General features: G+C 61.9%; 14 protein-coding genes. 7 read left to right on the plus strand and 7 right to left on the minus strand.

What is annotated here, in order from left to right; genetic code table 11:
• Positions 1 to 34: 34 nt before the first annotated feature.
• Positions 35 to 202: a rubredoxin gene (locus BUC40_RS04775; protein WP_073263104.1), complete on the minus strand. Its 168-nt coding sequence runs from the start codon at positions 200 to 202 to the stop codon at positions 35 to 37.
• A gap of 144 nt (positions 203 to 346) precedes the next feature.
• Between BUC40_RS04775 and BUC40_RS04780 the strand changes: the two genes are divergently transcribed.
• From BUC40_RS04780 to BUC40_RS04810, 7 genes are all read left to right on the plus strand, one after another.
• Entirely contained in the window at positions 347 to 889 is a 543-nt protein-coding gene (locus BUC40_RS04780) for a chorismate--pyruvate lyase family protein (protein ID WP_073263106.1), read from the plus strand.
• A gap of 48 nt (positions 890 to 937) precedes the next feature.
• The gene (gene ubiA / locus BUC40_RS04785) at positions 938 to 1,828 is read left to right on the plus strand and encodes a 4-hydroxybenzoate octaprenyltransferase (protein WP_073263108.1); all 891 of its coding nucleotides are present in this window, start codon (positions 938 to 940) and stop codon (positions 1,826 to 1,828) included.
• 101 nt (positions 1,829 to 1,929) lie between these two features.
• Positions 1,930 to 2,619, plus strand: a complete 690-nt coding sequence (phoB, locus tag BUC40_RS04790) for a phosphate regulon transcriptional regulator PhoB (protein ID WP_073263110.1) — start codon at positions 1,930 to 1,932, stop codon at positions 2,617 to 2,619.
• 51 nt (positions 2,620 to 2,670) lie between these two features.
• The gene (gene phoR / locus BUC40_RS04795; protein WP_073263112.1) at positions 2,671 to 3,978 is read left to right on the plus strand and encodes a phosphate regulon sensor histidine kinase PhoR; all 1,308 of its coding nucleotides are present in this window, start codon (positions 2,671 to 2,673) and stop codon (positions 3,976 to 3,978) included.
• 69 nt (positions 3,979 to 4,047) lie between these two features.
• Positions 4,048 to 5,388, plus strand: coding sequence for a hemolysin family protein (locus BUC40_RS04800; RefSeq protein WP_073263114.1), 1,341 nt, complete (start codon positions 4,048 to 4,050; stop codon positions 5,386 to 5,388).
• A gap of 230 nt (positions 5,389 to 5,618) precedes the next feature.
• The gene (locus BUC40_RS04805; protein ID WP_073263116.1) at positions 5,619 to 6,377 is read left to right on the plus strand and encodes a porin family protein; all 759 of its coding nucleotides are present in this window, start codon (positions 5,619 to 5,621) and stop codon (positions 6,375 to 6,377) included.
• Between the two features lie 171 nt (positions 6,378 to 6,548).
• Positions 6,549 to 7,292 carry an endonuclease/exonuclease/phosphatase family protein gene (locus BUC40_RS04810; protein WP_073263118.1) on the plus strand — a complete coding sequence of 248 codons (744 nt, stop codon included), beginning with the start codon at positions 6,549 to 6,551 and terminating at the stop codon, positions 7,290 to 7,292.
• A 34-nt stretch (positions 7,293 to 7,326) separates the two neighbouring features.
• On the opposite strand, the gene BUC40_RS04815 is transcribed toward BUC40_RS04810, so the two are convergent.
• From BUC40_RS04815 to tagQ, 6 genes are all read right to left on the minus strand, one after another.
• Entirely contained in the window at positions 7,327 to 8,223 is an 897-nt protein-coding gene (locus BUC40_RS04815; RefSeq protein WP_073263120.1) for a peptidoglycan DD-metalloendopeptidase family protein, read from the minus strand.
• Between the two features lie 210 nt (positions 8,224 to 8,433).
• Positions 8,434 to 10,449, minus strand: a complete 2,016-nt coding sequence (locus BUC40_RS04820; RefSeq protein WP_073263122.1) for a GGDEF domain-containing protein — start codon at positions 10,447 to 10,449, stop codon at positions 8,434 to 8,436.
• A gap of 2 nt (positions 10,450 to 10,451) precedes the next feature.
• Entirely contained in the window at positions 10,452 to 11,315 is an 864-nt protein-coding gene (locus tag BUC40_RS04825) for an endonuclease/exonuclease/phosphatase family protein (protein ID WP_167369134.1), read from the minus strand.
• A 22-nt stretch (positions 11,316 to 11,337) separates the two neighbouring features.
• On the minus strand, positions 11,338 to 11,967 hold the full coding sequence (locus BUC40_RS04830) for a thiol:disulfide interchange protein DsbA/DsbL (RefSeq protein ID WP_073263124.1): 630 nt from the start codon (positions 11,965 to 11,967) through the stop codon (positions 11,338 to 11,340).
• A gap of 152 nt (positions 11,968 to 12,119) precedes the next feature.
• Positions 12,120 to 12,725 carry a c-type cytochrome gene (locus BUC40_RS04835; protein ID WP_073263126.1) on the minus strand — a complete coding sequence of 202 codons (606 nt, stop codon included), beginning with the start codon at positions 12,723 to 12,725 and terminating at the stop codon, positions 12,120 to 12,122.
• 362 nt (positions 12,726 to 13,087) lie between these two features.
• Positions 13,088 to 13,966, minus strand: coding sequence for a type VI secretion system-associated lipoprotein TagQ (gene tagQ / locus BUC40_RS04840; RefSeq protein ID WP_073263128.1), 879 nt, complete (start codon positions 13,964 to 13,966; stop codon positions 13,088 to 13,090).
• Positions 13,967 to 13,975: the final 9 nt, after the last annotated feature.

The raw sequence follows: 13,975 nt of genomic DNA on the forward strand, positions 1-13,975 counted from the left end.
TGCTTACTCCTGTTACCGGGTTTGTAGCGAGAACTCAGTTGATTTCGATCATCTCGAAATCCATCTTGCCTACGCCGCAATCCGGGCACAGCCAATCCGCGGGCACATCTTCCCAGCGGGTGCCAGGCAAAATACCGTCGTCAGGCCAGCCCTCGCGCTCGTCATAGATCAGTCCGCAGACCACACATTGCCACTTCTTCATACATGCTCTCCGGCATCGTTCACGGTTATTGCGCGGGCACGCTACCGCAAATGCTTGCACGTCGCCAAGCGGGCGCGACGAATGTCCGGGGTCCCGCAAGGCCCATGGTAGACTCCGCGCACCGCCCAATCGCGAACTTGCATCGTGCCCTGCTCCGCTACCCCATCGCCCCTTTGGCTCGCCCGTAACCTGCTGCAAAGCGAACCCTCTGCTGCCGCGTGCGCCTGGCTGTTCGACGAGCGCTCGCTTACCCGGCGGCTTACTGACCTATCCGAGGGCGGGTTCAGCGTCACCCCGCTGCGTGAAGGCTGGCTGGAATTGCGCGACGACGAGTGCGCTGCGCTGGACGTGCAGCCGGGCAGCCTGGGTTGGGTGCGCGAGGTTTACCTGCGCGGCAATGGTCGGCCCTGGGTGTTCGCGCGCAGCGTGGCTGCCCGCGAGGCACTGCAAAACTCGGGGTTCGACCTGCAGCGGCTGGGCAGCCGCTCCTTGGGCGAGCTGCTCTTCAGCGATCAAGCGTTTACCCGTGGCGAGCTGCAGGTGTGCCGGTATCCGGCGGCGTGGTTGCCAGTGGATACCGCGCAGGACAGCTTGTGGGCGCGGCGCTCGTGCTTTCGCCGTGAGCAGTTGGCCGTGCTGGTGGCCGAGGTTTTTCTGCCGGACTTCTGGAACGCCGCGGGCCACTGACTGGCGCGGGCCCGTATAATCCGCGTACCGCGCCAGGAGAACCGCCCGATGTACATTCGCATGCTGCAATCGCTCAACCGTCTGCACCCACGCGTTTGGGATTTTCTGCAGCTGACGCGCATGGACAAACCGATTGGCACCTACCTGTTGCTGTGGCCGACGTTGTGGGCACTGTGGATTGCCGCCGAAGGCGTACCGAGCACCAAGAACCTGGTGATCTTCGTGGTTGGCGTAGTACTGATGCGCGCTGCCGGTTGCGTGATCAATGACTACGCCGATCGCAATTTCGACGGCCACGTCAGCCGCACCAAAGCCCGCCCGCTGGCCAGCGGCCGGGTCACCGCCCGCGAGGCGCTGATCCTCTTCGCCGTGCTGATCTCGCTCAGTTTCGCCCTGGTATTGCTGACCAACGCCACCACCGTTTGGCTGTCATTCGGCGCTCTGGCCGTGGCCGCGCTGTATCCATTCATGAAGCGCTATACCTATTACCCGCAGGTGGTGCTTGGTACCGCGTTTTCCTGGGGCATGCCAATGGCCTTTACCGCCGAAACCGGCGAGCTGCCAGTAGCGGCTTGGTTGCTGCTGCTGGCCAACGTGATCTGGACCGTGGCCTACGACACCTACTACGCCATGGCCGACCGCGAGGACGACCTGAAGATCGGCGTGAAATCCACAGCGATTCTCTTCGGCGATGCTGACCGGGTGATCATCCTCAGCCTGCAGGGCCTGGCCCTGCTGTGCCTGCTACTGGCTGGTGCGCGCTTTGAACTGGGCCTTTACTTCTACCTCGGCCTACTGGTGGCCGCGGGCTGTTTCGCATGGGAATTCCACATGACCCGCCAGCGCGAGCCGCTGGTTTGCTTCCAGGCCTTCCTGCACAACCACTGGGCCGGACTGGCGATTTTCATTGGCATCGTGCTCGATTACGCCCTGCGCTGAAACTCGCTTCTGGAGTAGCCCGCCGCACAGCTGTCATATCACTGCAATAATTCCGTTATCTAATGCGGCGCATGACAGTTGAATGAACCGAGGCTCAACCCATGGTTGGCAAGAACATCCTGATCGTCGACGACGAAGCGCCGATCCGCGAAATGATCGTGGTAGCGCTCGAAATGGCTGGCTACGAATGCCTGGAAGCAGAAAACACCGGGCAGGCCCACGCCATCATCGTTGATCGCAAACCTGATCTGATCCTGCTCGACTGGATGCTGCCCGGCACTTCCGGCATCGAGCTGGCCCGGCGCCTGAAGCGCGATGAGCTGACCGGTGACATTCCGATCATCATGCTCACCGCCAAGGGCGAAGAGGACAACAAGATCCAGGGCCTGGAAGTCGGCGCTGATGACTACATCACCAAGCCCTTCTCGCCCCGCGAGCTGGTCGCACGCCTCAAGGCCGTGCTGCGCCGCGCCGGGCCGGCCGACAACGAAGGCCCGATCGAAGTCGGCGGTCTGCTGCTCGACCCGATCAGCCATCGTGTGACCATCGATGGCAAACCCGCCGAAATGGGCCCGACCGAATACCGCTTGCTGCAGTTCTTCATGACCCATCAGGAACGTGCTTACACACGCGGCCAGTTGCTCGACCAGGTATGGGGCGGCAATGTCTACGTGGAAGAGCGCACCGTCGACGTGCACATCCGCCGACTGCGCAAAGCGCTGGGTGAGGCTTACGAAAATCTGGTGCAGACGGTGCGTGGCACCGGGTATCGTTTCTCCACCAAGGGCTGAGCGATAGCCTGAAACGCACCATGACGGGGTCGGCTGGCGGATGAGCGAAACGTGACAAGCAACTGGCGTGGCGCCATAACCCGCCGCTTGGTGCTGCTGATCGCAGCCTGCGTGGTGGCTGGCCTTATCACCGGCGAATACGCCTGGGCCATCGCCATCGGCCTGGCCACTCACCTGCTCTGGAACCTTAGCCAGTTGCTGCGCCTGCATGCCTGGCTCAAGGATCACCAACCCGACGAACCACCACCCGATGGCTATGGCCTGTGGGGTGAGGTGTTCGACAGCATCTATCACCTGCAACGGCGTAACCAGCGCGCCCGCGGGCGTTTGCAGGCGGTGATCGACCGCGTGCAGGAGTCCACCGCGGCGCTGCGCGATGCGGTGATCATGCTCGACAGCCACGGCAACCTGGAGTGGTGGAACAAGGCCTCGGAAACCCTGCTGGGCCTGAAGACGCCCCAGGACAGCGGTCAGTCGATCACCAACCTGGTACGCGATCCGCGCTTCAAGGATTACTTCGAACGCGGCAACTTCCTTGAGCCGCTCGAGCTGCCATCGCCGGTCAATCCACGCAAACAGCTGCAGCTCAACGTCACCCGTTATGGCAATGAAGAACATCTGATGCTGGTGCGCGACGTCACCCGCCTCCATCAGCTCGAGCAGATGCGCAAGGATTTCGTCGCCAACGTCTCCCACGAGCTGCGCACGCCGCTGACGGTGATATCCGGCTACGTGGAAACCCTGCAGGACAACGTCGACGACATCAATCCACGCTGGCGCCGCGCCCTGCAGCAGATGCAGCAGCAAGGGGCACGCATGCAGGGCCTGCTCAACGACCTGCTGTTGCTGGCCAAGCTGGAAGCCACCGATTATCCCTCCGACAATCAGCCCGTGGCCGTCGACATGCTGCTGCAGGCGATCAAAAACGATGCCATGGCCTTGTCAGCCGAGCGCAACCACCGCATCAGCCTGGAGGCCGATGCCGGTCTCAAGCTCAAGGGCAGTGAGTCCGAGCTACGCAGCGCGTTCTCCAACCTGGTATTCAATGCCGTGAAGTACACCCAGGCGGAGGGCGAAATCCGCATTCGCTGGTGGCAGGACGGGCAAGGCGCGCACCTGTCGGTGCATGACACCGGCCCCGGCATCGAAGCCAAGCACCTGCCGCGCCTTACCGAGCGTTTCTATCGGGTCGACTCCAGCCGCGCCAGCCATACCGGCGGCACCGGCCTGGGTCTGGCGATCGCCAAGCACGTGTTGCTGCGCCACCGCGGCAGGCTGGAGATCACCAGCGTGGTCGGCAAAGGTAGCCTCTTCACCTGCCATTTCCAGCCGACGCAGATAGCCGCTCAGGCCGGCTGACCGCAGCCCTATTGCAAAGCGCCCGCCCAGGCCCCACCCTTTAGCAATATTTGGTCACACGAACTCCCCATGGATCCCTCTACGAGCGTCTCCTTCTCCAGTTATTTCGCCGACATGGGCCTGGTGCTGTTTGCCCTGTTTCTGGTTCTGCTCAACGGCTTCTTCGTGGCCGCCGAGTTCGCCATGGTCAAGCTGCGTGCCACCAAGGTCGAAGGCCTGGCGGCTAAAAACGGCTGGCGCGGCCACATCCTGCGCACCGTACACAGCCAGCTCGATGCTTACCTTTCCGCCTGCCAGTTGGGCATCACCCTGGCCTCGCTAGGCCTTGGCTGGGTCGGCGAACCCGCTTTCGCGCACCTGCTCGAACCGCTGCTGACCTCGGTCGGCATCGAGTCGCAGAAGCTGATCCACGGCATCGCCTTCTTCACCGCGTTCTTCATCATTTCCTACCTGCACATCGTAGTCGGCGAGCTGGCCCCAAAATCCTGGGCGATCCGCAAGCCGGAGCTGCTGTCACTGTGGACGGCGGCGCCGCTGTACCTGTTCTACTGGGCCATGTACCCGGCGATTTTCCTGCTCAACGCCAGCGCCAACGCCATTCTGCGCATTGCCGGCCAGGATCTGCCGGCCGGCCACCACGAGCACCATTACAGCCGCGACGAGCTCAAGCTGATCCTGCACTCGAGCCGCGCCAGCGACCCGACCGACCAGGACATGCGCGTGCTCGCCTCTGCTGTGGAAATGGGTGAGCTGGAAGTGGTCGACTGGGCCAACTCGCGCGAAGACCTCATCTACCTGGAGCTCAACGCCACACTGGACGAAGTGTTCAGTGTGTTCCGCCGCCACAAGTACAGCCGCTACCCGATCTACGACGAGTCCAGCGGCGAGTTCGTCGGCGTGTTGCACATCAAGGATCTGCTGCTGCACCTGTCGCTGCTGGAGATGCTGCCCTCGACCCTGCGCCTCAGCGAGTTGATGCACCCGCTGGAAAAGGTCAACCGCAACCTGCCGCTCTCCGACTTGCTGGAGCAGTTCCGCAAGGGCGGCGCGCACTTCGCGCTGGTCGAAGAAGCTGACGGCAAGGTCATTGGTTATCTGACCATGGAAGACGTGCTCGAAGCGCTGGTCGGCGACATTCAGGACGAACACCGCAAGGCCGAGCGCGGCATCCTCGCCTACCAGCCCGGCAAGCTTCTGGTGCGTGGCGACACGCCGCTGTTCAAGCTGGAGCGGCTGCTCGGCATAGACCTCGACCATATCGAGGCTGAAACACTCGCCGGACTGATCTACGAAACGCTCAAGCGCGTTCCCGAGGAAGAAGAATCCCTAGAAGTCGCTGGCCTGCGGCTGATCGTCAAGAAGATGAAAGGTCCGAAAATCGTTCTGGCCAAGGTCATCAAGCTCGATTGATGCGCAAAACCCAGGTACTCATGTGCCTGGGCACTCCTCTCTTAGGCCTGCAGCAAGCTGACCGATCGGTCATTTATGCCCTACAGGCGCCTAGACTCATTCCTTTCGAAACAATCACTTACGACCGCTCGTCGGGCTTCTCGAATAGGCGCCGACGCCTGGCAGTCCACCGCGTGCACCGATTGAACCGGTGCATGCCTTCACATGAACCGACTGCCAAGGATTCAGCCATGCAACTCAATGGAATTACCTCGAAAACCGCTCTCGCCCTGTGCCTCGCTGGTGCATCCCATGCCTACGCCGACTCCATCACTGACCCGATCTCGACCGTCGGTGTGATCGGCTCGCACAACCAGTACAAGATGAGCACCTTTGGCGAAAGCAACAAGGAGCGTCTGAATCAGGGCGGTCTGTTCTACAACTTCGGCAACAAGCTGACCGGCCACGAAGGCTTCATCTACCAGGCCGGCATCGAAGCCCAATACCGCGAGAAGGACGACGACGAGTACAAAGCGGCCCGTGCCGACCTCGACCTGGGCCTGCGTGCCGCACTGAGCACCAATAACTATATCGACTTCATCGTGGGCGGCGGCTACGACTGGGGCCGTATCGAGCAAGACGAGGCCGGCCCGCTCGACACCAACGCCAAACTGACCAGCAAAGCGCCCTTCGCCAAAGCCGGCATCGGCTATAACTACCTGACCCCGGATTACACCGTGCGTCTGGAGGCCGGCGCGCGCTATTCGCTCGACGCCGAAGCCGAGCTGAAAGTCAGCGGCGAGGGCCGCGACACCGTTGACCTCAAAGACAAGGCCAACCCTTACGCCGAACTGACCGTGCTGTGGAACAAGGGCATCAACAACCTGCCGATCAGCACCAGCCTGTACTACACCCGCACCAACTACAAAGTCGACAGCGACAGCGTGTTGGCTGAAAACAGCAAGCTCAAGCAAGAACAGGTCGGCGTGAAAGTCGGTCTGGCGTTCTAAACACGCTGTTGTAATCAAATCGCCCGGCAAGCCGGGCGATTTGCATTTTGGTGGCGAGGTTTCCAGGCGCCGCGGCTCTCGCTGGCAGGCCTCAGGTATACTGCGCGTCCGCTTTATCGGCGGCCTTGCGCTCGACGCGCCCTATCTCCACCGCAATCATCGATTACCTTCATGTCCCTCAACATCGCCTCCATCAACATCGAACGCTCCCGGCACCTGTCGCGCGTCGAAGCCTTCATCACTCGTCAACGCCCGGATCTGCTCTGCCTGCAGGAACTCTGCGAGCGCGATATCCCGTTCTTCGAAGCGCTGATGGGCGGCCCCATGGTCTTTGCGCCCATGGCGCGCTACCCGGAAGAAGGCCCAGCCAATATTGTTGGCGTCGGCATGATCGCTCGCGATGATGCGTTGCTCGACGTGGCCGCCGAGTATTACTCGGGCAGCCCCGAGCGCATTCAGGAGATGGCCTTTATCACTGCCGAGGGCAAGCGTATGGCCGACCCGCTGAGCATTGCCGAAGTGATGCTCAGCGCCACGGTTCGCGGTTTTCGCGTAGCCGTCACCCACCTCAACGTGACCCCGCTCGGCACTTCCACGCCTTACCAGCGCGAAAGCGCAGGCAAGCTGATCCAGCTGGCCCAGGCGCAAGCCCAACGGGCTGGAGACCTGCTGCTGAGCGGCGACTTCAACGCCCCACGCGGCCGCGCCACCTTCGACATGCTCGCCGAGCACTTCATCGACGGCGTACCGGCGCATTACACCAGCAGCATCGATGGCTCGCTGCACCGCTCCGGGGACATTCCGTTCATGGTCGACGGGTTGTTCCATACGCCGGGCTATCAGCTGGAGAATGTCAGCCTGAGCACTGGCGTCTCTGACCACTGCGCACTCAGTTGCCGCTTGAGCAAAGCCTGATCGGTGACCAGTTAGATAGCTGAAGCTGGATGCCTCAGTCGCCGCCCACAGCGAAATTGGGCAGGCTGTCGACCGGCTGAGCGAACTCGAAAGGAATCGACTCCAGCGCCATGCCGACGTTGCGCTGCACCACGAAGTGCAGGTGCGGGCCGGTGCTGTTGCCGGTATTGCCGGAGCGGCCGATTGGCGTACCGACGCCAAGGCGCTGCCCTTCACGCACGCTTACCGAGCCCTGCATCAGGTGCAGGTAAACGCCCATGGTGCCGTCGTCATGCAGAATGCGCACGAAGTTGCCGGAGGGGTTGTTGCCGCGCCCGCTCTGGGCGTTCTCGGTTTTTACCACCACACCGGCGCGCGCCGCGACAATCGGCGTGCCTTCAGGCATGGCGATGTCCAGGGCATAGCGGCCTTTTGGCGTGAAATGGCTGTATTGACCGTTGGCGCCTTGGGTCAGGCGAAACGGCCCACCCTGCCAAGGCAATGGGTACGGTTGCTTGATCGGCAACAGCCGCGGATCGCCGAGAGCGTAATTGAGTTTGGGCGTATAACGCAGCGGCTTGGATGGGTCCATCGGCGCCAGCGTGGCCAAGCGGATTTCGCTACGCGGCGGCAATACCCAGTTGATCGGTTTGCCGGGCGCTCCGCTGACGTTGCTGAGCTGCTCCAGCTTGAGCTCGACCTGCACGGGCGCATACAAGTCGTTGCGCACCAACAGCGTCTCGCCGGCGGCGTGCTTGCGGGTCTCCAGCTTCACCTGGTTATCTAGCTTCTCGACCATGCGGTCGCTGAACACGAACACCTTCGCACCGGGCGCGGCTTGATCACTGTAGGTGACCACGCCATTGGCATCGGTGTACTTGTAGACGGTCAGCGCACTTGCCTGACAGGCGAGCGCGGCGAGTCCCAGGAGAAGTGAGAGGCGCCCTAGCATAGAGTTCGATCTGGTTATTAAGTGTTCGGCAGGGCAAGACTAGCAGCGTCTCGATAGCCGGGCGACTGCCAGAGCTGCGCTTTGCGACAACCGGCACAGGCGCGGCGTACCTGGCGCACAGAACGCGCAGGTTAGTTGCTTTGCTGACGAGTCATAGCCGTGTGAGGCGTGAACGTTTATCCCTTATGTAAGGGCTGGTGGCGAACGCTGTCAGCCCACTTCAATGCGATTACGGCCACTGCGTTTGGCACGATACAGCGCCTGGTCAGCGCGCTCGAACACCTGTTCGCTACGCTCGTCGCTGCTGAACGAGCTGATACCGCCGGACAAGGTGATGGTTACCCGCTCGCCCTTGAAGTGGAACGGGCAGTTCTCAATGGCCGAACGCAATGTACCGAGTAGTTTCACGCCGCCGTCCATGGGCGTGGAGGGAATCAGCAGGACAAATTCTTCGCCGCCGAAACGGGCGATGAAGTCGGTCTTGCGCAGCCGCTTGAACAGCTCACCGGCAATGATCTTGAGTACCTTGTCGCCGGCTAAGTGGCCGTAGTCATCGTTGATGCGCTTGAAGTTATCGATGTCCAACACCGCCAACAGCAGGTCGCCGCCGTAACGCTGCAAACGCGCCAACTCCAGGTCCAGACGCTCGCTCCAGGCTGCTCGATTGGGCAGGCCGGTAAGCGGGTCGAGCAAGGCCTTCTGCCGCTGCTCTTCGAGGTGGTCGCGAAAGCCCTTGGCCTCCAGCTCCATGCTCGCCACTCGGTCGACCAGAACCTGCAGGCGCTCGCCCACCTGCTGCTCGCGGCTGTCGCGCTGCTGCTGGTATTGCTCCATGGTGCCAAGCAGACCGCTGAGGCGGTTTTCCACCAGTTCCTTGAGACTGTCGAGGTCGGTGGCTTCCTGCACACTGCTGTGCAGCCCATCGACCTGTTGGCGCAACTCGCTGTCCAGGCTGCGGGCCGCCTCACTGGAATCGGCGTAATCGGCGTGTACGTCGTGAAGGCTGCCCTGAAACATGGCAAGCCGCTCGTTGAGCTGCTTGAGGTAGCCCTCGAACTCGCGCTGCCCCACATCGGCGATAGCCAGCATTAGCACGCCCATGTCATCGAGCACCGGCACCAGCTCGTACATGTTGAGGCCAGCGGTAATCCGCTGACGCAACACATCGGCCTGACTCTGATGACGCTCGGGCAGCGGCAACTCTTCCAACAGGCTCAGCAGGCTCTTTTCGACATGGCCAGCAATCGCGCTGTAACCAGGCTCGGGCGCCGGCGGCAAGGCGTACTCGGGGTCGGCCGGCACCGCCGCTTCATCAGCCACGACGGCCTCAGGCGCGGCCTCCTGAACCGTCTCCGCGACAGCGATACTTTCTGCAACGGGCTCAGCAGGTGCTTTAACGGCGGGAGTCGGCATCAGCAGTGCCGACGAAAGCGGCAGGCTGTCCAGCAACACGGTGCTGGCAACAGCAGGGCCAGCAGCGGCGACGCTTACCGGCGCGGCAGCAGGGCTTGGCTGAATCTGTGGCGACAGGGCTTCGGCGGCGACAGTTGGCAATGGTGCAGTTGCTGGCGCTCTTTCCACTTTCGGTTCAGCGACTACAGGCTCGGCGGCTGCTGACTCGACAGCCGCGCTGGGCGCAACTGCGCTCTGCTCGACTTCCACCGCCGACGCAGAGGGCTCAGTACCGGCAGCCGGACTGCTGCCGTCGCGGCTACCGAACAGGCGCTCGATAAAACCGGGCCGCTCGGCCTGCTCGCCGCCGAGCGCCAGCAACGCCTGCTGCTGCAACTGGCTCAATTCGGCCAGCAGGGCCGGCATTTCACGTGATTGCCGTGCTCGCTCCTCGACCTGTTTGGCATAGCGCTTGAGCGGCTTACGCACATCGCTCGGCAGATCCATTTTCAGCAGCTGCGTCACCAGGCTCGACAGGCCGCTAGCGACCTGTTCGATACGCTGCTGCCGGCGCTGCTCGGAATCCAGAACGGTTTTTTCCAGGCGCGGAATCAGCGCGCTGAGGCCGGCGTCCATGTCGTCACGGCGCAGAATCTCGCGCAGATCCTGCATGCACTGGTCGACCGATTTGTCGGAGCCCTCAGCTGCCAGGCTGCTGCGCACCAGACCACGGCGCAGCAAGTCGATGCGCATATCCCAACGGCGCTCGAGCTTTTCCTGCTGTTCAATATTGGCGAGGTATTTCTCGCGCCAGCGCTTGGCGTCGTCGGCCATGCTCAGGGCTCCTGTACACAGGGCGACAACGGTGTCGTGAGGGCATTGGGCAAGCGAATCTCCACAGCCACCGGCAGGTGGTCGGAGATCGGCTGCGCCAATACCTGGAAGCGCTCCAGCTCCAGACCGGGGCTGAGCAGAATATGGTCGAGGCAGCGCTGTGGGCGCCAGCTCGGGAATGTCGCTTCGACTTGCGGCGCCAGCAGCCCAAGATCGCGCAGCGGCGAGTGCTCCAGCAAGTCGTTGGCGTGAGTGTTCATATCACCCATGAGGATCTGATGACGATAGCCGCCAATCAGCTCGCGGATATAGGCCAGCTGCCGCGTGCGGGTGCGTGCGCCCAGCGCCAGGTGCATCATCACCACGGCGATGGCGTCGGCGCCCTCACCGATGCGCAATAAAATTGCGCCACGGCCGGCCGGGCCGGGCAACGGGTGATCTTCCAGCAGGCTTGGCCGCAAACGGCTGAGCAGCCCGTTGCTGTGCTGGGCGAACCGCCCCAGATTGCGATTGAGCTGCTGATACCAGTACGGGAAGGCGCCCATGCGCGCCAGGTGCTCGACCTGATTGACGAAGCCGGAACGGACGCTGCCGCCGTCGGCTTCCTGCAGGGCAACTATGTCGTAGTCGCCGAGCAGGTCACCGATGCGTTGCAGATTACCGGCACGGCCCTGGTGCGGCAGCAGGTGCTGCCAGCCGCGGGTCAAGTAGTGGTGGTAGCGCTCGGTACTGATGCCGACCTGGATGTTGAAGCTGAGCAACCGCAAGCGCCCGTCCTGCGGCCACTCAGCATCCGGAGTGCAGTCGGGGTTGACCTGTGGATCACACAGGCCAGCCTGACGGGGCATCGAGCGGCGACGCAACATGGCAGGCGCTCCAGTAGATCGATTACTTGGCGGCGCGCTCTTTGGCGATCAGGTGATCGGCAACCTGCAGCGTTTGCTCCGGGCCACCCGAGCTGGAGATATCGAAACGGTACTTACCGTTGACGATCATTACCGGCACGCCATTGATCTGGTAGGCCATGGCCAGTTTCTTGGCTTTTTCCATCTGGCTCTTCACGCCGAAGGAGTTATAGGCCTTGAGGAAGGCATCACGATCAATGCCCTGGGTAACCAGAAAGTCGGCCATCTCTTCAGGAGTAGCCAGCTTGCGACCTTCCTTGTGGATGGCGCGGAATACCGAGTCGTGCACCTTGTGCTCGACCTTCATGCTTTCCAGGGTGATGAACATCTGGCCGTGGGCGTTCCACAGGCCGCCGAACAGGGCAGGAATGCGCACGAAGTTGACGTCAGACGGCAGCTTCTCGACCCATGGGTTCAGGGTCGGCTCGAACTGGTAGCAGTGCGGGCAGCCGTACCAGAACAGTTCCACGACTTCGATCTTGCCAGGCTTGGAAATCGGCACCGGATTGCTCAGCTCGACGTACTGCTTGCCGGCCTCGATATCGTCGGCGTGGGCGCTAAGGCCGAACAGGCTGGCAGTGGCCAGAACCGCGGAAAGGATCAGATTACGCATGCATGACTCCTAACGATAAAAGTGCTGCGGACAGCTTCGATTCTGACTGATCGCTATCCGGCAGGTTCCTTTCATTGTAGCGGGCTCGCCAGCGAAAAAGGGTGGCCGAGGCCACCCTTTTTTTCATCGCCATGCAAATGCCGATCAGCGTCTCAATGCAGGCCCTGCACGTAGTTTGAGATAGCGTCGATGTCCTTGTTGCTGAGCTTGGCGGCAATGTCGCGCATGATCATGCTGTCGCCGTCGTTGCTGCGCTCACCTTCACGAAACGCGGTCAGCTGCTTGGCAACATAATCGGCATGCTGGCCACCCAGGTGTGGGTAACCGGCCGTGGCGATGCCGCTGCCGTCAGGTGAGTGGCAGCCGGTGCAGGCGGGCATGCCTTCGGCAAGCTTGCCGCCGCGAAACAGGTCCTGACCGCGCTCGACCAACGCCGCTTCGGCGGCGCCTACGCTCATTTTCTGGCCGGCGAAATAAGCCGCCACATCGGCCATGTCCTGGTCGCTAAGCGGTTCGAGCATGCCGGTCATTTCCACCACTGGGCGGGCGCCAGACTTGATGTCGTGCATCTGTTTGAGCAGGTAGCGCTCACCCTGACCCGCCAGCTTGGGAAAATTGGCCAACTGGCTGTTGCCATCGGCGCCATGACAAGCCCCACAAACCACGGCCTTGGCCTGCCCAGCGGCCGGATCACCGGCGGCCTGGACAGCCCCGGCCAGGCCCAGAGCCAGCAGCAGACTCACTATTATCTTGTTCATCAGCTCATCCAAACGGCTAAGAGAAGTGTTATGAACCGGGGCGCTCCGCACGCCATGTCACTCACGGCAGTGCGAAATTACTCAAGCCGCGCGTTTCTGCACGAACCTTGGGGAGGCATGGACTGATGCAAACGCGACGATCAGCACGTTACTCCAATCCGGCACCCTAACAGCCTGGTTACCCACTCGGCACCCACCATGATTGCTCAGCATGAAGTTCGCGATAATGACCGGAATCAATCCCCAATGCAGATTCAGCAGCAAAAGGGCATACGGATGGCCTGGCCGGTGATTCGGCCGCCAGCCAGCTGACAATGGGTATAAAAAAACCGCGCCAGGCGCGGTTTTTTATGAGGCATTTATCAGGCCTTGCAGCTGGCCGGTGCCCAGTCACCCATATCCGGGTTGTTGCACACGTCGCTGATAAGCGTACGGCCACGGGTGGCCACCTGCTGGCTTTCCTTCTGCTTGGCCTGGGCCTGCTGCAGCGATTGCTCGGTGGTGATCACTTCCTTGGTGACCTTGGCGGTCGGCTTCGGCTGCTTGGCAGTGGCCACCTTGGTCACTTCCTTGCGCTCAACGCCTACGGTCTGCAGATCTTTCTCGTAGGCCTGGGTGTAGGTGTTGACGTTCTCGCCGGTGCGACCATCGACCTTGGCCAACAGGGCATTGGTTTCGTTCAGGCCACTGACGATCTCGGCCAGGCGCTTGCGGCCATCGGCATCGCTGATCTTGTTGGCCTTGCGATCGGCACGTAGCTGAGTGAACGCCTGCTGATAGCAACCCTGCGCAGCGGTGGCGTAACGGATGTTGCGGTCGATGTTCTGATTGTTGGTGTTGATATCGGTGGCGTAAGACGCCAAACGCGCGTTGTCATCACTGATCTGCTGCTGGCGCTGGTTGTAATAAGCCAGCGCACCACCGGCCAGGGCACCACCGGCAGCGCCGATAGCAGCGTTACGGCCGCGCTTCTCGTCGTCGACCAATGCACCACCCAGAGCGCCCATCAGGCCGCCGGTTACGGCACCGATGGCAACGCTGCGGCTCATCGCATCATCGGAGCTGCGCAGTTGGGTGACCGGCTCGTAGCACTGCGGAAAGAACTCGGCCTTGGTGGTCGAAGCGACCTGGGAGCTTGGCGAACCAGCACAGCCGACCAGCAGCACGCTGGTGCAGGCCACAGCGGAAAGCAGTGCAGTGCGTATCGAGGAAAAAGCGGGAGCCTTGTTGAAAGTTTGCATCGTCGTCGA

The sequence above is a fragment of the Phytopseudomonas punonensis genome (assembly GCF_900142655.1).
Taxonomy (GTDB): domain Bacteria; phylum Pseudomonadota; class Gammaproteobacteria; order Pseudomonadales; family Pseudomonadaceae; genus Aquipseudomonas; species Aquipseudomonas punonensis.

What these genes read in the sequence shown, in the direction of transcription:
- BUC40_RS04775 (WP_073263104.1), bottom strand. Translation starts at nt 202, where the DNA reads ATGAAGAAGTGGCAATGTGTGGTCTGCGGACTGATCTATGACGAGCGC.
- ubiA (WP_073263108.1), top strand. Translation starts at nt 938, where the DNA reads ATGTACATTCGCATGCTGCAATCGCTCAACCGTCTGCACCCACGCGTT.
- phoB (WP_073263110.1), top strand. Translation starts at nt 1,930, where the DNA reads ATGGTTGGCAAGAACATCCTGATCGTCGACGACGAAGCGCCGATCCGC.
- BUC40_RS04800 (WP_073263114.1), top strand. Translation starts at nt 4,048, where the DNA reads ATGGATCCCTCTACGAGCGTCTCCTTCTCCAGTTATTTCGCCGACATG.
- BUC40_RS04805 (WP_073263116.1), top strand. Translation starts at nt 5,619, where the DNA reads ATGCAACTCAATGGAATTACCTCGAAAACCGCTCTCGCCCTGTGCCTC.
- BUC40_RS04810 (WP_073263118.1), top strand. Translation starts at nt 6,549, where the DNA reads ATGTCCCTCAACATCGCCTCCATCAACATCGAACGCTCCCGGCACCTG.
- BUC40_RS04815 (WP_073263120.1), bottom strand. Translation starts at nt 8,223, where the DNA reads ATGCTAGGGCGCCTCTCACTTCTCCTGGGACTCGCCGCGCTCGCCTGT.
- BUC40_RS04820 (WP_073263122.1), bottom strand. Translation starts at nt 10,449, where the DNA reads ATGGCCGACGACGCCAAGCGCTGGCGCGAGAAATACCTCGCCAATATT.
- BUC40_RS04825 (WP_167369134.1), bottom strand. Translation starts at nt 11,315, where the DNA reads ATGTTGCGTCGCCGCTCGATGCCCCGTCAGGCTGGCCTGTGTGATCCA.
- BUC40_RS04830 (WP_073263124.1), bottom strand. Translation starts at nt 11,967, where the DNA reads ATGCGTAATCTGATCCTTTCCGCGGTTCTGGCCACTGCCAGCCTGTTC.
- BUC40_RS04835 (WP_073263126.1), bottom strand. Translation starts at nt 12,725, where the DNA reads ATGAACAAGATAATAGTGAGTCTGCTGCTGGCTCTGGGCCTGGCCGGG.
- tagQ (WP_073263128.1), bottom strand. Translation starts at nt 13,966, where the DNA reads ATGCAAACTTTCAACAAGGCTCCCGCTTTTTCCTCGATACGCACTGCA.